The 17,956-nt window shown below is 71.1% G+C and carries 7 protein-coding genes and 1 pseudogene; 4 read left to right on the plus strand and 4 right to left on the minus strand.

Translation table 11 applies throughout. The annotated features are described in order from the left end of the window. Together IEY71_RS15130 and glpK are read left to right on the plus strand one after the other, a co-directional pair. A pseudogene (locus IEY71_RS15130) lies at positions 1-118 on the plus strand (aquaporin family protein); the annotation flags it as partial. A 51-nt stretch (positions 119-169) separates the two neighbouring features. Beyond that, a complete protein-coding gene (glpK, locus tag IEY71_RS15135; RefSeq protein WP_189086213.1) occupies positions 170-1,684 on the plus strand; it encodes a glycerol kinase GlpK in 1,515 nt (504 codons plus the stop codon). A 148-nt stretch (positions 1,685-1,832) separates the two neighbouring features. Here the strand turns inward: glpK and IEY71_RS15140 are convergent, their stop codons facing one another. The 4 genes from IEY71_RS15140 to IEY71_RS15155 form a co-directional block, all read right to left on the minus strand. Continuing rightward, positions 1,833-2,669 (minus strand): HAD family hydrolase, encoded by an 837-nt coding sequence (locus IEY71_RS15140; RefSeq protein ID WP_229781788.1) that lies wholly within the window; start codon positions 2,667-2,669, stop codon positions 1,833-1,835. Further along, positions 2,644-3,654 carry a tryptophan--tRNA ligase gene (gene trpS / locus IEY71_RS15145; RefSeq protein WP_189086214.1) on the minus strand — a complete coding sequence of 337 codons (1,011 nt, stop codon included), beginning with the start codon at positions 3,652-3,654 and terminating at the stop codon, positions 2,644-2,646. The genes IEY71_RS15140 and trpS overlap by 26 nt, the downstream gene beginning before the upstream one ends. 89 nt (positions 3,655-3,743) lie before the next feature. Further along, positions 3,744-4,580, minus strand: coding sequence for an exodeoxyribonuclease III (locus IEY71_RS15150; protein WP_189086215.1), 837 nt, complete (start codon positions 4,578-4,580; stop codon positions 3,744-3,746). A gap of 51 nt (positions 4,581-4,631) precedes the next feature. Then, positions 4,632-5,942, minus strand: coding sequence for a YihY/virulence factor BrkB family protein (locus tag IEY71_RS15155; protein WP_229781789.1), 1,311 nt, complete (start codon positions 5,940-5,942; stop codon positions 4,632-4,634). Positions 5,943-6,264: 322 nt separating this feature from the next. On the opposite strand from IEY71_RS15155, the gene IEY71_RS15160 reads away from it, so the two are divergent. Both IEY71_RS15160 and IEY71_RS15165 read left to right on the plus strand, forming a co-directional pair. Then, the gene (locus IEY71_RS15160) at positions 6,265-9,648 is read left to right on the plus strand and encodes a DUF7927 domain-containing protein (RefSeq protein WP_189086216.1); all 3,384 of its coding nucleotides are present in this window, start codon (positions 6,265-6,267) and stop codon (positions 9,646-9,648) included. 426 nt (positions 9,649-10,074) lie between these two features. Next, complete coding sequence (locus tag IEY71_RS15165; protein WP_189086217.1) at positions 10,075-17,748, plus strand: DUF5979 domain-containing protein; 7,674 nt, start codon at positions 10,075-10,077, stop codon at positions 17,746-17,748. Positions 17,749-17,956: the final 208 nt, after the last annotated feature.

The raw sequence follows: 17,956 nt of genomic DNA on the forward strand, positions 1-17,956 counted from the left end.
CATCAAGGGCAAGGGCTCGAGCGACTGGAGCTACTCCTGGGTGCCCGTCGTCGGCCCGATCATCGGCGGCGTCCTCGCCGGCCTCGCGGCGATCCCGCTGCTCCCCATCCTCGGCTGAGCCGAACCGATTCCCACCCACCACCCGCACTGACAGCAACGGAGTTCTCAGATGGCTGACTACGTCCTCGCGATCGACCAGGGCACGACCTCGTCGCGCGCGATCATCTTCGACAAGTCCGGCTCGATCGTCTCGACCGGGCAGCTCGAGCACGAGCAGATCTTCCCGAAGGCCGGCTGGGTCGAGCACGACCCGAAGGAGATCTGGAACAACACCCGCGAGGTCATCGGCCAGGCCCTCGCCAAGGCCGACCTGACCCGCCACGACATCGCCGCGGTCGGCATCACCAACCAGCGCGAGACCGCCGTCGTCTGGGACAAGACCACCGGCGAGCCCGTGTACAACGCGATCGTCTGGCAGGACACCCGCACCCAGGACATCGTCGACCGCCTCGCCGCGGACGGCGGCGTCGAGCGCTTCAAGGCCAAGGTCGGGCTGCCCCTCGCGACGTACTTCTCCGGCACCAAGATCGTCTGGATCCTGGAGAACGTCGAGGGCGCCCGCGAGAAGGCCGAGGCAGGTGACCTGCTGTTCGGCACCACCGACAGCTGGGTGCTGTGGAACCTCACCGGCGGCGTCGAGGGCGGCGTGCACGCCACCGACGTCACCAACGCGAGCCGCACGATGTTCATGGACCTCGAGACGCTCGCCTGGGACGACGAGATCCTCGCGGCCTTCGGCGTGCCCCGCTCGATGCTCCCCGAGATCAAGAGTTCGTCCGAGGTCTACGGCACCGCCGAGGCATCCAGCCTGCTGCGCGAGACGCCCATCGCGGGCATCCTGGGCGACCAGCAGGCCGCGACCTTCGGCCAGGCCGCGTTCGAGGCCGGCGAGGCGAAGAACACCTACGGCACGGGCAACTTCCTGATCTTCAACACGGGCACGGACATCGTGCACTCGAAGAACGGGTTGCTCACGACCGTCGGCTACAAGCTCGGCGACGCCCCCGTGCACTACGCGCTCGAGGGCTCGATCGCGGTCACCGGTTCGCTCATCCAGTGGCTGCGCGACAACCTCGGGCTCATCTCGAGCGCCGCGGAGGTCGAGGAGCTCGCGAAGGGCGTCGAGGACAACGGCGGTGCGTACTTCGTGCCGGCGTTCTCGGGCCTGTTCGCGCCGTACTGGCGTCCCGATGCCCGCGGTGCGCTCGTCGGGCTCACGCGCTACGTCAACAAGGGGCACATCGCTCGCGCCGCGTTGGAGGCGATCGCCTTCCAGACCCGCGACGTGATCGAGGCCGTGAACGCGGACGCCGGGGTGGACCTCACCGAGCTCCGCGTCGACGGCGGGGCGACGGCGAACGACACGCTGCTGCAGTTCCAGGCCGACATCCTCGGTGTGCCGGTCGTGCGGCCGGTGGTCGCCGAGACGACCGCGCTCGGCGCGGCCTACGCCGCGGGCCTCGCGGTCGGCTTCTGGTCGGGCCTCGACGAGCTCAGCGCCAACTGGCAGGAGGACACGCGCTGGACCCCGTCCATGGACGAGGACGAGCGCGCGCGCCTCGACCGCAACTGGAAGAAGGCCGTCACGAAGACCCTCGACTGGGTCGACGACGACGTGCGCTGATCGGTGGGGCGGGGCCTCGGCCCCGCCCGTCGATCCCGCGCACCCGGGTCCTGGGGAGGACCCGAAGGGGAGGACGGGCCGGATGCCGAGGCATCCGGCCCGTCCGCGTTCCCGGGGTCTCAGCCGAGCGGCGTCGGTGCTGCCCGAATCAGCCGAGCCGCTCGATGAGGAGCGCGGATGCCTCGTCGAGCGTCGCCGCCTCGAGCACGCCGAGCTCCCGGGCGAGGGCGGCCTCTGCGGGATCGGGCGTCGCGTCGACGCGGTTCAGCCAGACGCCGAGGAGGCCCGCCTCGGCCGCGCCGATCGCGTCGGTGCGCAGCCGGTCGCCGACGTACGCGACGGGCCCGAGCGGACCGGTCTCGGCGAAGCATTCGACGGCGGCACGGAAGATCGCCGGGTCGGGCTTGGCGACGCCGAGCGCGCCGGAGGCGATGACGTGCTCGAACCGCTCGGTGAGCCCGAGCCGGTCGAGCTTGGCGAGCTGGAAGTCGAGCTCACCGTTCGTGATGACGCCGAAGCGCACGCCCGGCAGGCCCGCCTCGAGGGCGGCGAAGCTGCGGGCGACGTCGGCGTGCAGGCTCCACGAGGCGCGGTAGTGCGCGAAGTACTCGTCGAACCAGGCGCCGGCCGCCGGGTCGTCGAGGGACTCGCCGTGCGCGCGGGCGAAGTCGCGCGCCCTCGCTCGCCGCTGGCCCTCGAACGTCAGCTCGCCCGCGAGGTAGGCGTGGTAGTGCCGCTCCTCCAACTCGTGCCACAGCACGGGCACGTCGAGCCCCGCGACCACGTCGTATGCCCGGACGCGCATGTGCTGCTCGATGCCGAGCCGCACCGCCTCGCGGTGCGCCATCAGGGTGTCGTCGAGATCGAAGAGCACGACGGGCGCGGGGTGATTCGGTGATGGGCGGCTCGGCGCTGACTGGTCCGCCGGCGCGGCCGAGCCGGCCGCGGCGTCGCCCGGCCTAGCGGCGGCGGAGGAAGCCGACACGCTCGTACACCTGGGCGAGCACGCGCTCGGCCCGCTCGGAGGCCTTGTCGGCGCCGATCGCGAGCAAGCGGTCGAGCTCGGCCGGGTCGTCGAGCAGCTCGAAGGTGCGCGCGCGGAACGGCTCGAGCCGCTCGACGACGAGCTCGGCGAGCTCTTTCTTCAGGTCGCCGTAGCCGCGCCCCTCGTAGCGCGCCGCGATCGTCTCGATCGACTCGCCGCTCGCCGCGGCGTAGATGTCGAGCAGGTTCGAGATGCCGGGCTTCGCCTGCCGGTCGTAGCGGATCTCGCGCTCGGCGTCGGTGACCGCGCTCTTGATCTTCTTCGCCGTGACCTTCGGGTCGTCGAGCAGCTTCACGAGGCCGGCCTCGGACGCGGCCGACTTCGACATCTTCGCCGAGGGGTCCTGCAGGTCGTAGATGCGCGCGGAGGCCTCGGGGATGTACGCCTCGGGGATGACGAAGGTCTCGCCGTAACGGGAGTTGAAGCGACCGGCGAGGTCGCGGGTGAGCTCGAGGTGCTGGCGCTGGTCATCGCCGACGGGCACGAGGTTCGTCTCGTAGAGCAGGATGTCGGCCGCCATCAGCACCGGGTAGGTGAAGAGCCCGACCGTGGTCGACTCGGCGCCGTAGCGCTGCGACTTGTCCTTGAACTGGGTCATTCGCCCGGCCTCGCCGAAGCCGGTGATGGTGCCGAGCACCCAGGCGAGCTCCGCGTGGGCGGGCACCTGCGACTGCACGAAGAGCGTCGACCGCTCGAGGTCGATGCCGGCGGCGAGGTACTGCGCCGCGGTGCGCCGGGAGCTCTCGCGGAGCTTGGCCGGGTCCTGCGCCACGGTGATGGCGTGCAGGTCGACGACGCAGTAGATCGGGTCGACGGTGTCCTGCAGGGCGACCCAGTTCACGAGCGCGCCGAGGTAGTTGCCGAGATGGAGGGAGTCGCTCGACGGCTGCATGCCGGAGAAGACGACGGGTCGTTCGGTGCTCATGGTGTCCTCGATGAAGTTCGGATGACGCACGGTCGGGGCGGCCGGAGGCCGGTTTCGCGGGGGAGCGAGTCGAGGGTCGGGTGCGGGCGTCAGATCGCGTAGTCGACCACGACGGGGGCGTGGTCGGACCATCGCTCGTCGTAGGCCGCGGCGCGGTCGACGACGTAGTTCTGCACGGTCGCGGCGAGCTGCGGCGTCGCCAGGTGGTAATCGATGCGCCAGCCCGTGTCGGTGTCGAAGGCCTTGCCGCGCTGCGACCACCAGGTGTACGGCCCGGGGACCTCGCCCGCGTGCCGGCGGCCGACGTCGATCCAGCCGAGGCCGGCGCCGTCGTTGTACCCGGGCTCGCCCTCGGCGCCGAGGAAGCGGTCGAAGTACGCGCGCTCTTCGGGCAGGAAGCCGGCGCGCTTGACGTTGCCCTTCCAGTTCTTGATGTCGAGGGTGCGGTGCCCGACGTTCAGGTCGCCCATGATGACGGCGTACTCGGAGTGCGCGGCGAGCTGGGGGAGGCGCTCGAGCATCGCGTCGAGGAACTTGTACTTCTCGACCTGCTTGGGGGTGTCGACCTCGCCGGAGTGCACGTAGGTGCTGACGACCGTGATGACCTTGCCGCCGACCTCGTAGTCGGCCTCGAGCCAGCGCCCCGCGCTGTCGAAGTCGGCCGGGCCGAGCTCGACGCGGTGGATGCTCGCACGGTGCCGGCTGGCGAGCGCGACGCCCGCGCGCCCCTTCGCCGTGGCGGGGTCGTGCAGCACGTCCCACTCGTCGCCGAGGAGACCGACGAGGTCGTCGGTGGAGGCGCGCACCTCTTGCAGCGCGAGGATGTCGACGTCGCGGGCGGCGAGCCAGTCGCCCATGCCCTTGCGGAACGCGGCGCGCACTCCGTTGACGTTGACACTGGCGATGCGGAGGGGCTGAGCGGGCATGGAGACGATCCTACGGGAGGCCGCCGACACGGCCGTGCTCGGCGGAGCGGCTCACGGGCGCTCGTGCGGCCTCGGCCCGCCCTGTTCGATCTCCTCCAGCTCGAGTCGCGCCCGTTCGAGCCGGCGCCGGGCCGGGAACCGGGCGAACCAGCCCGCCTCGCCGAGCTCGTGCTCCGCCTCGCGCACCCGCACCCGCGCCGCGGTGACGAGCGCCCGGTGCTCCTCGGCGAGCCGCTCGGCCTCGAGCTGCTCGGGCGTCACCATCCGCAGCGACTCGTGCGCGTCGCCGGCCTCGACCGCGATCCAGGCCGAGGCGACGAGGATCACGATGCTCGTCAGCCGGAACCACAGCAGCAGACCGATGAACACGGTGAAGGTCGCGAGCAGGGGGTTCCGCGAGGTGCTCGACAGCAGCAGGCTGCTGAACAGCTGCAGCACCGAGAGCCCGGCCGAGCCGAGCAGCGAGCCGATCCACATCCGCCGCCACGGCATCGCCGCCCCGGAGAGGAAGCGGAACAGCACCGCGAGGGCGAGCGTGTCGATGAGGAAGACCGCGACGAGCGACCCGAGCTGCACGAAGAAGGTGAACCAGCCCGATTCGCTGCTCCAGCCGAGCAGCGAGAACACCCAGCTCACGAACGAGGTCGCGGCGAGGGAGAGCACGGAGGCGAGGAGGAGGACCAGTCCGAAGCCGAGTCCGGCCAGCAGGTCGCGCGCCTTGAGGAGGAGGTAGGCGCGCGTGTCCTTGGGCAGGCCGAAGATCGAGCGTACGGCGGTGCGGGTGTAGGTGATCCAGCCGATCGCGGTCCAGATGAGGCCGGCGAGGGCGACGGCGCCGGTCCAGCCGAAGAGGCTGGTGCTGGAGCGGGCGATCTCGGTGACGTCCTGCTCGGAGATGACGCCCGCGCTGCCGTTCTCGCCGACGAGCCCGGGGGCGAGGGTGTTGATGAGTCCGAGCAGCGCGTTCAGCGCGTCCGGGTTGTTCGTGAGCCAGAGGCCCGCGATCGCGAAGACGACGTAGAGCGCGGCGAACACCGCGAACAGCGCCTGGTAGCTGAGCCCGGCGGCGAGGATGAAGCCGTTGCGGTCGAGGAATCGACGCCAGACCCGCACGGGGAAGAGCGCGAGCGTGCGCTGGGTGATGGCCGAGACCCGCTTGATCGGCTCGTCGAAGCGCTGTCGGATCGGCTGCTCGGCAGTCTCGATCCGCTGCTTCGCCTCCTGGCCGGCCGCCGACAGCTCGGCGCGGATCCTCGCGCTCCGGGACGCCGCGGGCGGTGATTCGGATGCCTCGTCGTGCGCGAGCTCCGGCGCGGGCTCGCCCGCTCGCCGCGCCGGCCCCGAGGCATCCCGTCCGCTCACGCTCTCACCATACCGACGGCCCTCACGCCGCGGGGCGCCCGACCGGGCGCGGCGCCCGGCTGAGCCGGCGCGCGCCCGGGGTCGCGCTCGGTGGCCGCCCTGAACCCCGCTCGGGGGACACCCCGCATTCGGGGGGTCGAAGATGAGGAATCCTTGCGGATGGCGCCGAAGTGTGGCAGAACTGGCGCCAGCTGACCCGAAGTTCGAGCCGGCTCCAACCCGATGAAACACAGGAGCTGTCATGCACGCACTCAGTCGTGGGCGCTTCAGCGCGCCCGCACGATCCGGACCGAGGCGGCGACCCGCCGTCGCGCTCGTGTCCATGCTCGCGATTCCCGCACTCATCCTCCTCGGCGCGCCGACGCTCGCCGCCGCCGAGGAGCTGCCCGACTCGGCGGCGAGCGCCGACACGCTCGTCGCCGACCCGGCGGCCGGCGAGGGCACCGACGCCGCGGCGACGACGCCACTGGCGCCCGACCCCGCCGTCCCACCGGCCGAGGAGCCCGCTCCGCCGGCCGAGGAGGTCCCCCCTCCCGCCCCAGCAGACCCCCCGGACGCAGCCGTAGAACCCGAAACGGATGCCCCGGCGGCGCCTGACCCGCAGGCGCCGGCCACGGTGCCGGAGGCGGACGCGCCTCCGGCACCCATCGACTGCATGGCGATCCCGATCGCCAATGACGACCGCAGCGAGCGGGACGCGTGTCTCGCCGCGCAGCAGTCGTCGATGCGGACGATGGCGGCCGCCTGGCCGTACGACGAGCCGGCGGCGAACCCCGACCTGCCCGATGTGTGCGGCCTCGACATGGCGTTCATCCTCGACAAGTCGGGCTCGATCGGAGCCGGCGGCATCGCGAACCTGAAGGACGCGGCCGACGCCTTCTCCGGCGCGCTCGTCGACACGGGCTCCGAGGTGTCCGTCACCTCGTTCGATCAGGATGCCTCCGTGCTGCTCGGCGCGACCGAGCTCAGCAGCGGCAACGTGGGCACGGTGCAGGGCTCGTACAGCGGGCTGAGCTCCGACGGCTGGACGAACTGGAAGCGCGGGCTCGAAGTCGGGCTCGGCACCTTCGGCGGCTTCACCGACGGCCCGGTCGAGCTCACGATCGTCATCACCGACGGCAACCCGAACACGGTCGACCCCTCCGACGGCGGCGAGTTCCCCGACGGCTCGCCCGATGCGGTGAACCCGGCGATCGCCCAGGCGAACGCCATCAAGGCGGCGGGATCGCACGTGCTGGTGATCGCGGTGGGCGGGAGCGTCTCGCTCCAGCCGATCGAGGCGATCTCCGGTCCGGAGGCCTTCGACGGCACGAACATCACGACCGCCGACTACCTCACCACGACCGACTACTCGACCCTCGCGGACTCCCTGAAGGAGGTCGCGATCGCGCTCTGCGGCGGCTCGGTGGTCATCGACAAGACGGTGAACGGCCAGCCCGCCGAGGGCTGGGAGTTCTCGACGAGCGACGCCGACGTCACGCCGGCGTCGCAGCAGACCGCGGCCGACGGCATGACCGACCCGTACGACGTCTCCGGCTACGGCGACGCGGACACCCGGGCGATCACCTTCACCGAGGAGGACCGCCCCTACTGGGAGATGGCGGCCGTCAGCTGCGAGGTCGGCGGGGACGACCGGCCGGTCACCCTCGTCGGCGACCACGGCTGGACCGTCGACGTCGGCAAGTTCGAGATCGTGCACTGCAGCGTCGCGAACCGGGAGAACGAACCGGTCTGGGGCGTGACGAAGTCGAGCGATCCGCCGAGCGGCACCTCCGTCGAGCGCGGCGACACGATCGACTACACGCTCTCGGTGCAGCACGTCTCCGGTCCCGGAGTGAGCGACCTCGTGATCGAGGACGACATCTCGCAGCTCGCGCCCTACGTCGACTTCGAGGGTTTCATCGGCACGCAGCCGGCGGAGTTCAGCTGGGACGACGACGAGCCGGGCAAGCTCTGGCTGAAGCTCGACCAGCTCGACCCGGGCGAGACGCTCGACCTCGTGTACCGCGTGACGGTGCGGGACGACGCCGACCCCGGCGCGGTGCTGCGCAACCACGTGCTCACGAACTGCCCGCCCGCTCAGCCGCCCGTGACGGTGGCCGCGGTGCCGGACGCCGAGCCCGACCCGTGCGTCACCGAGCACCCGACGCCCGGCTGGGAGCTGTGGAAGACCGCCGACCCGGCCTCGGGCAGCACGGTCTACCCGGGTCACGACGTGGTCTACACGCTGCACGCGTACAACTTCTCGCAGGCGGAGGTGTCGGGCGCGACCGCGGTCGACGACCTCTCCGACGTGCTGGACGACGCGAGCCTCGTGGAGCCGCTGGATCCGCAGCTGGAGCTCGACGGCACGGACCTCACCTGGTCCATCCCCGACCTCGCCCCCGGTGAGGAGGCGGCGGTCTCCTTCACGGTGACCGTCGCGGACGACGCCTGGGGCGAGACGCTGCACAACGTGGTCACGCCGGACGGCGTGGGGGAGTGCCCGCCCGAGGGCGGAGACGACCTCGCGCCGCTCGAGCAGGGCGAGGAGCTCGTGCTCGCCTCCTGCGAGACCGACCACGAGGTGGCCGAGCCCGATGTGCGGATCGAGAAACTGTGGTCGCACGACGAGGGTGAGCACCCCGTCGACTCCGGCGACGCCCCGCCCGACGTCATCAGCTACACGCTCAACGTGTGGAACGACGGCGATGCGGTCGTGGACCCGGTGGTGACCGACACCCTGCCCGAGGGCGTGACCTTCGTGCCGGGCAGCGAGGTGCTGCCGGCGGGCTGGACGCTCGACGACTCGGTGGAGGGGGAACTCACCTTCTCCTACACGGGGGAGTTCGGCAGCATGGCCTACCCGGGAGTGACGATCACCTTCGACGTCGAGGTGGGCGAGCTCGCCCAGCCCGACCCGACGGTGCCGATCCCGGACCTCGTCAACACCGCCTGCGTGGCGGCCGAGGTGCCGCCGCCGCCCGAGGAGCCCGTGCTCGAGCTCGCCCCGGCCTCGCTCGCCGAGATCGTCGCGGCGGTCGCGGACGAGGAGCCGGATCCGGACGGCCCGCTCGCCGACTGTGACGAGGCGGAGACGCCGGTGAAGTCGATCGCCCTCGACGGCTTCGCGCAGTGCCTGAACGACACCCCGTGGTTCAGCTACGCGATCACGCCGTCGAACCTCGACACGCTGCCCGACGTGGCGCTCATCTGGTGGACGCCCGACGCCTTCGCGGCGCACGACCCGTCGATCCCGGCCGGTGACGAAGCGGCGATCCTCGCCGACGGCGCCTCCCAGGTCGACTACGTGACCGTGCCTCCCGGCTGGCAGCCGGGCGACACGATCTCGGGGGCCCAGCTCTGGCCGGGCGCCGAGGTGGACGCCGCGGGCAACCCCACGGACTGGCCGGGCTGGACCCTGCTGCCGAACGGCACCTGGGTGCTCGACCCGTCCGCGCCGTTCTACGACCTCCGCAACGAGGCGGTCGTGGAGATCCGGGTGAACCCGTCCACGGACACGATCACGGCGTACCCGCCGGCGACGCCCGACTGCAACGCGGCGCCGACGAACTCGCCGAAGCCGCCGAAGCCGACGCCCTCGGGCATGGCCTCGACCGGCTTCGACCAGGGCTGGTTGCTGCCGCTCGCGGCGGGCCTGCTCGCCGTGGGAGCGCTCGGCGTCTGGTTCGTCGCCCGCCGTCAGCGACGGGACGACGCGGGCTGAGCCCGCGCGCCGCCGCGCCGTGACTCGGCGCGGCGGTGCCCCGCCCGGTCGGGGCGGACCGGGTCGGGGGACCCCGGTCCGCGCCGACCCTGGAAACGGATGCCCCGGCGTGCGCGCCGGGGCATCCGCCGTGCGCGCCGGGGCATCCGCCGTGCCTGCCGGGGCATCCGCCATGCCTGCGATCGGGCCGCGACTTTTGCCCAGAACCGGGCGAATGCCCAGGTGCGGCGCCAAAAGGGGAGCCTGCCGGCGGCACGGGGGCCAGTCATCCGTCAGTTGACCCCCGTTTTGGTGGTGGTGCCAGTATTCCGAACGACCCTCATCTCTGCCACGCTACGAAGGACTCACGTTCTGCGTGGGTTGCAAACCCGAAACCCGAATGACGCGCAACCCGAAATTTCGCGTCGAACCCGAAGGCGTGCAGCCATGCTTACCCGAACCCGTGTTTCGTCGACCCCTCGGCACCGCGACTCCCTACCAAAGGGCCGCCTGAAGAAGGCGCTCTCGGTCCTCGCGAGCGGTGCGCTCGTCATCGGCATGGGGGTGAGCGGCGCACTCTTCGCCGCTGCGCCGGCCCAGGCCGCGCCCGTGAACCTCGGCACGGTGGAGGCGCAGGTCTCGAACCACCGCGGCGACGCCGGCAGCACCGGCCAGAACACGGGCACCACGAGCGGCTACTGCATCCGGTACAGTCCGCCGAACTCCTCGAGCGAGACGGGGCCGTCGAACTGGGTGGCGAGCGGCAGCGAAGCCCTCACCGCGCACGGTCGTGGCGGCAGCAACTGTCCGAACAACCTGAGCACCTCGAGCCAGAGCGCGATCGGCGTGCAGCCCGCCGCGGGCTCGCTGGCGCCGGAGCCGGGTGCGGCGTTCAACATCGGGAAGATCACGCACTACAACAACCCGATCAACTACTCGGGTAGCAGCGACTACTTCAAGGGCACCGTCAGCTACCGGCTGCCGAGCCTGTCGAAGCAGTTCGACTTCAACTGGTGGATGTGGGAGACGCCGAACAACGGCAACGACAACCAGAACCGCGACCAGTTCAAGTTCCTGAACCAGGCGTCCGACACGACGATCTCCGTCGGCGGCGTCGACTACAAGCTCGTCATCCTCGGCTTCCGCACCGTCTCGAACGGCGCGGCGTGCCCCGCCGACCCGGGCAGCGCGGTCAACGAGTGGCTGACCTACGAGGGCCAGCAGACCCAGGCCTGCCTCTACGGCAAGCTCGCCCAGGTCCGCAAGCTCACCGTCAAGAAGGTCGTCGTGGGCAGTGGCGCCCCCGACACCACGTTCAACTTCGCTCCCACCAGCAACCTCGACGGTTCGCCGTGGAAGAGCAGCTTCGCGCTCAAGGGCGGCCAGTCCAAGACGGCCGACGCCGTGCAGGGCGAGACCATCACGATCGCCGAGAACGCCGTCGCCGACGCGCAGTGGTCGCTCACGGGCGTCGCCTGCGTCGACAGCGCGAACCAGCCGATCGGCACGCCGAACCTCGGCAGCCGGAACGTGACCCTCACGAACATCCCGGCGAGCGCGAACTCCGACATCACCTGCACCTTCACGAACACCTACGCCACGAAGGCGAAGCTGACGCTGAAGAAGATCGTCGTCTCCGGCACCGCGAACAAGAACGCCTGGACCCTCTCCGCGAACACCGGTGGCGGCGCCGCCGAGCTCTCCGGCAACGACCAGGGCTCGGGCGTCAGCAACGCGAACCTCTCGGCCGGCACCTACGCGCTCGCCGAGTCCGGCGGCCCCGGCGGGTACACGCAGCAGGGCAACTGGGTCTGCACCAACGACGGCAACGGCTCGAGCGTGACCGTGACCAACGGCAGCGTCGACCTCGTCGACAAGGCCTCGGTCACCTGCACCGTCACGAACCGCTACCAGACCGGCTCGCTCGAGGTGAAGAAGGTCATCACGGATGCCTCGGGCTTCTCGGGCACCGCCTCCACGCCGTTCACCGGCACCTGGAGCTGCACCGTCGCGGGCCAGGGCGTCGTGCAGAGCGGCAACTACACCGTCTCGACGGGCACCGCGCAGACCGTGAGCACCACGCTCCCCGCCGGCGCCGAGTGCACCGTGACGGAGAACGGGCCGAGCGGCAACCTGAAGAACGGCTCCTACGAGTGGGTGCAGTACGCCACCGACGGGCCGAAGACGATCGTCGACAACCAGAAGACCACCATCACGGTCACCAACTCGACGAAGCAGAACACCGGCACCTTCACGGTCGAGAAGAAGGTCTCCCCGGCCGACGCGAACACCCCCGCCGGCGGCTACACGGGCGGCACCGGCCGGCAGTTCACCGTGCACTACGTCTGCACGCTCGGCGGCCAGACGGTCTCCGAGGGCGACCTGCAGGTGACGCCGGGCACGCCGGTCTCCGGCCCGACGCTGCCGACGAGCACGAGCTGCGCCCTCACCGAGCCCGCCTTCTCGGCCAAGGCCGGCGACTTCGCGGACGCCTCGTACGAGTGGGCGGGCCGCACGGTGCTGCCGAACGTCGTCACGATCCCGAAGGGCGTCGACGCGACCGTCGACTCGACGGTGACGAACACCTTCGTGCGGAACTTCACGAAGCTCGACGTCAAGAAGGTCGTCACGGGCGCCGGGTACACCTCGACGGCTGACGACTTCACGGTCAACGTCGTCTGCGGCTCGACCACGACGCCGCTCACCCTGAAGAACGGCGAGACCGAGACCGTCCAGAACATCCCGGTCGGCAGCCTCTGCACCGTGCAGGAGGTCACCCCGATCACGGCCCCGCTCGACGCGGGCCACGAGTGGGGCGCCCCGACGTACGCGCCGGGCACCCAGGTCACGGTCGTGAAGGGCGAGACGAAGCTCGTCACCGTCACCAACACGACGGTGCCGGTCTACGGCCAGGTCTCGGTCACCAAGGCGACCGAGGGCGGCGGCATCGCGGCCGACAAGACCTTCGACGTCACGGTCAGCTGCGGCGCGAAGACGTACAACGCCGCCATCAAGGCCGGCGAGACCTACACGACCCCGGCCGGCGAGCTCCTCGCCGGCACCGAGTGCACCGTGCACGAGGGCGCGGTCTCCGGGGGCCTCGTCGACGACTCCTACGCCTGGGCCGCGACCCCCGTCGCGAACGACGTGAAGGTCACCGTCGCGAAGAACGAGACGAAGAACGTCGTCATCACGAACACGACGCAGCGCGTCTACGGTTCGCTCGTGATCACGAAGGACCTCGTCGACCCCGACGGCGTGTACAGCGGTCCCGGCTTCTCGGGCACGTACAGCTGCACCGACGGCACGAGCGGCGACTGGGGCCCGCTGGGCGACGGCGGTCAGGCGACCGTCACCGGCATCCTGCTCGGCTCGAGCTGCACCGTGACGGAGACGGCGCCCGCCGCCCCGGCCCCCGGTGACGCCTCCTACGTCTGGGCCGGCATCGACTACGCGCCGGGCACCCAGGTGACGCTCAGCGCGGCCACGCCGAACCCCGGCGTCACGGTGACGAACTCCGTCGTGCGCCAGTCCGGCTCCTTCGCGGTCGCGAAGACCGTCGAGGGCGACGCCGCCGGCTACGACCCCGCCGTGCCGTTCGGCTTCGACTGGGTCTGCACCGACGACAGCAATAAGGAGTACAGCGGCAGCTTCGACGTGCTCGCCGGCGCGGTGGGCGGCCCCGGGCAGAACATCCCCGCGGGCAGCGACTGCACCGTCACCGAGCACGACGCCCCGGCGCCCGCCTCGGCCTACACCTGGGACGGCGTGACCCTCACGGCGACCCCGGGCGGCAGCCCGCAGGACGGCCGCTCGGTGTCCTTCACGATCCCGGCCCCGCAGAACGGCGACCCGGTCACCGTGCAGGTCTCGGCGGTCAACGCGCTGTCGAAGAAGTACGGCTCGGTCGAGCTCACCAAGGTGGTCGAGGGCGACGGCTACATCGGCGGCGCCGAGCAGGAGTTCGAGGCATCCGTCGCCTGCGGCGTGAACGGCACCGAGTCGGTGACCTTCACGACCGGCGGCAGCGACGCGCTCCAGCTGCCCCTCGGCTCCGAGTGCACCGTGACCGAGGTCACGCCGGTCGGCGGCCTCGCCGACGGCAGCTGGGCCTGGGACGGCGTGACCGTCTCGCCCGAGACCTTCACCATCACGGCGCCCGGCCAGAAGGTCGACGTCACGATCACGAACACCCTGAAGCGCGTGTACGGCGCGGTCACCCTCGAGAAGACCCTCAGCGGTCCGAGCGGCGTGGTCGACCCAGACCGCGAGTACTCCGGCACCTGGCAGTGCACCCACGACGGTGACGCCCCGGTGAGCGGCGACTGGACGACCACCGCCGGTGCGAGCGCCATCACGCTGAGCGACGAGGTGCTCGTCGACTCCGACTGCGTGGTGCTCGGCGAGGACCTCTCGCAGGCGCCGTCGAACGACCCGTCGTACACCTGGGGCACCCCGGTGCTCACGGGCGACACGGTCGGCGCGGCCGAGCCCGCGCTGCTCGTGGTCGGCAACTCGTTCAGCCGGGAGACCGGCAAGATCGAGGTCCTGAAGGCCGTCACCGGCGACACCGAGGGCTACGTCGCCCAGGCCGCCGGGGGCAAGGACTTCCCGATCAACTACGACTGCTCCGTGGACGGCGTCGCCGGCCACCTGATGGGCACCGTGAACGTCGCGGACGGCCAGAAGACGGTCCTCGTCGACGGGGTGCCGCTCGGCTGGAGCTGCTCGCTCAGCGAGGGTCAGCTCGACCCCGACACGCTGAAGGACGCCTCGTACAGCTGGGGTCAGGCGACCGTGTCGCCCGCGCAGCTCACGCTCGGCTCCAACGGCGAGACGAAGCTCGTGAATGTCACCAACCCGATCTCGCAGGCCTTCGGCACCTTCACGGTGACGAAGCAGCTCGATCAGGTGCCCGGCAAGGTCGTCGCCGACGGCACCGGCTACACCGGCACCTGGAGCTGCAGCTACGACGGCGACGTCGTGGCGTCCGGCGACTGGCAGATCGACGACGCCAGCGGCGGCACCACCGAGGCCTTCGGGCCGGTCCCGCTGACGAGCGAGTGCTCGATCACCGAGGACGAGCCGAGCGACGGCGACCTCGCGACCGGCTGGTCGTGGAACACGCCGGCCATCGCCGACCCGGTCGAGATCGTCTCCTCCGACGTCGTGCCGACGATCGCGGTCACCAACTCGGTGTCCCAGCTCTGGGGCGCGCTCGAGCTCACGAAGGTCACCGAGGGCGACACCGCCGGCATCCCCGCCGGGCTCGACGTGACCGGCTCGTGGACCTGCGACTGGGTCGACGGCGAGGGCGAGGACGCGCAGGCCGGCGGGCAGTGGACCGTCCCGGCCACCGGCGGCACCGTCTCCCTCTTCACCGCCGCGCAGAAGAAGGTGCCGGTCGGCGCCGACTGCCAGGTGCAGGAGGACACGCTCGACAACGGTGAGCTGAAGGACCCGTCGTACGCCTGGGCCGCCCCGGACAACGGCGAGACCGTCACCCTGGTCGACGGCCAGACCGCCGGCATCACCGTGACGAACACGGTGGAGCGCGTGCGCGGCACGGTCATCATCGACAAGGTCGTGACCGGTCCGGCGAAGGACCTCGTGGCGGGCGACATGCCGTTCACGGGCACCCTGAGCTGCGTCTACGGCGACGACCCCGCGGTCGAGTACGAGTGGACGGCCACCCCCGAGGGCAACGCGACCGTCACCGGTGTGCTCGCGACGAGCGAGTGCACCGCCGTGGAGACCGCGCCGACGAGCGGCCCCGTCCCGACCGACCCGTCGTACCAGTGGGTCGAGGTCGTGGGCTACGACGGCAACCCGGCCACCGTCCCCGCAGCGGGCGACGACTGGCCCGTCGTCACGGTCACGAACGACACCTTCCGTCTGAAGGGCGACTTCACGATCGAGAAGGTCGTCTCCGGCAGCGATGCGGCGCTCGAGGGCGTCGACCCGGATGCCTCGTACACCTTCGAGTACTCGTGCACCCTCCCCGAGGGCGGCGACCCGGTGACGGGCGAGCTGACCGCGACCGCGACGACCCCGGCGAACCTGCCGGCCGGCGTGGAGCTCCCCGCGGGCACCGAGTGCACCGTGACCGAGCCGGCGGACCAGCTGCCGGGCCTGAAGGACGACGCCTACTCGTGGGGCGACGTGAGCTACACGTCCTCCGACGGCGGCGCCACCACCGAGGGCCGCAGCATCACCTTCACGATCGCCGGCAAGGGCGCCGAGGAGCTCGGACACGTGCTCGTCACCGCGACCAACCCGATCACGAAGACCCCGGGCGCCTTCACGACGGCGAAGACGTCGAACCCGCCGAGCGGCAGCACCGTGCTCCCGGGCGACACCATCACCTACACGGTGACGGTGACCCCGACCGGCGCGGTCACCGTGCACGACATCGTTGCGGTGGACGACCTCAGCGGCGTGCTCGGCAAGGCCGTGCTCGACGAGGACGGCATCACCGCGAGCGTCGGCACCTTCGCCTTCGACGACGCGACGCAGAAGCTCACCTGGACCGTCGGCGACCTCGCCGCGGACGCGGGGACGCAGACGCTCGTCTACTCGGTCAAGGTGAACGCGGACGCCTGGGACGCCACGATCGGCAACTCGGTCACCGCCGGCGGCGACGTGCCGTCCGACGAGTGCACGCCCGAGGAGCCGTGCACGACGGACCACCACACCGACCCCGAGCCCGCCCACCTCACCCTGGTGAAGGAGGTCGACAACTCGGCCTTCGAGGGCAAGCTCGGCGAGGGCCAGGTGCCCGGCAAGCCGGCCGACTGGCGCCTGCGCCTGCTCGGTCAGGGCGAGTCCGTGTTCCACGGCCTCGGCGGCTCGGCGGACATCTTCGACCGCGAGGTGAAGCCGGGCGCCTACACGCTCCTGGAGTCGCTCGACAACGAGACGAACCCGCTGCTCGGCTTCTACAGCCCGGGCGACTGGCGCTGCGTCGGCGAGGGCGTCTCCCTCAGCGAGGGCGTGCTGACGCTCGAGCCGGGCGCCGACGGCACCTGCACCATCCTGAACACGGCCAAGACGGTCGACCTGTCGATCGACAAGCACCACGTCGAGCAGAACGACGGCGGCGACTGGCTCGTGCCCACCGACGAGGACTCGAGCTACCCGTACTCGATCACCGTGAAGAACAACACGCCGAACCTGGTCGTGCCGAACGTGGTCGTGACCGACGAGCTGCCCGCCACCCTGAAGGCCGCACCGGTCGAGGAATGGACGGTTCCCGCCGGCTGGACCGCGGCGCTGAGCGGCGCTTCGGCCGAGGGCTTCGGCGGCACGGCGACCTTCACGAAGGACGCCTCGTGGACGCCGGAGGAGGCGCAGAGCTACGAGTTCGGCTTCCAGGTGACGACCGCGGCCGAGCTCCCGCGGGAGGACGGCAGCGACACGGGCAAGATCCTCGACATCGTGAACAGCGCCACGGTCACGAGCGGCGGCGTCGAAGGCACCCCGGACGACAACACGTCGACCGAGGAGACGCCGGTGAAGTCGATCGAGGTCAACGCGCTCGCGATGTGCATCGCGAACGCCCCGTGGGTCACCTACGAGCTGACGCCGTACAACATCGAGAACGTCGAGATGCCGCGGGTCGTGATGATCTGGTGGACGCCGGAGGCCTACGCCGCCCGCAACCCCAACATCCCGGCGAGCGACATCGACGGCATCCTCGCCGACGGCGCCGCCAAGGTCGATGAGATCGTGCCCCCGGCGAACGCGCAGAGCGGCGTGACCATCACCGGCCAGCAGCTCTGGCCCGGTGCCGCGGTCGACGCGGCCGGCAACGGCATCGCCTGGCCCGGCTGGCGCCTGCTGCCGAACGGTCGCTGGGTGCTCGACCCGACCGCGCCGTTCTACGATCTGCGCGGGAACGCGATCGTCGAGATCCGCATGAACCCGAGCACGGACGCGGTCGAGGCCTACCCGCCTGCAACGCCCGACTGCAACGCCGCTCCGACCCAGCCGAAGCCGAACGCCAGTGGCATGGCGAACACCGGTTTCGACCCGAGCTGGGGCATCTGGGGCGCCGCGATCCTCGTGATCGGGGGTGTCGGGCTGCTGCTGATCATCCGCCGCCGCCGCACCGCGGAGTAAGACCCCGGCGGCCGTCGTCGCCGCCGAGGCTGGAGCCTTCTTCGCTCCAGCGGGTCCGGAGTCCATCCCGAGCTCCGGGCCCGTTCCCCATAACACCCACCCGGGCTGCTTTCCCCCGAGAGCGGCCCGGGTGAGTGCATTCCGGGGGAGGGCGCTCCCGCTCGCTCGGGCGGTGCGCGAGGCAGGCCGGCTGGCACGAAAACGGCGG

This window comes from Agromyces mediolanus, from assembly GCF_014648575.1.
Lineage (GTDB): Bacteria > Actinomycetota > Actinomycetes > Actinomycetales > Microbacteriaceae > Agromyces > Agromyces mediolanus.

What these genes read in the sequence shown, in the direction of transcription:
- glpK (WP_189086213.1), top strand. Translation starts at nt 170, where the DNA reads ATGGCTGACTACGTCCTCGCGATCGACCAGGGCACGACCTCGTCGCGC.
- IEY71_RS15165 (WP_189086217.1), top strand. Translation starts at nt 10,075, where the DNA reads ATGCTTACCCGAACCCGTGTTTCGTCGACCCCTCGGCACCGCGACTCC.
- IEY71_RS15160 (WP_189086216.1), top strand. Translation starts at nt 6,265, where the DNA reads ATGCTCGCGATTCCCGCACTCATCCTCCTCGGCGCGCCGACGCTCGCC.
- IEY71_RS15150 (WP_189086215.1), bottom strand. Translation starts at nt 4,580, where the DNA reads ATGCCCGCTCAGCCCCTCCGCATCGCCAGTGTCAACGTCAACGGAGTG.
- trpS (WP_189086214.1), bottom strand. Translation starts at nt 3,654, where the DNA reads ATGAGCACCGAACGACCCGTCGTCTTCTCCGGCATGCAGCCGTCGAGC.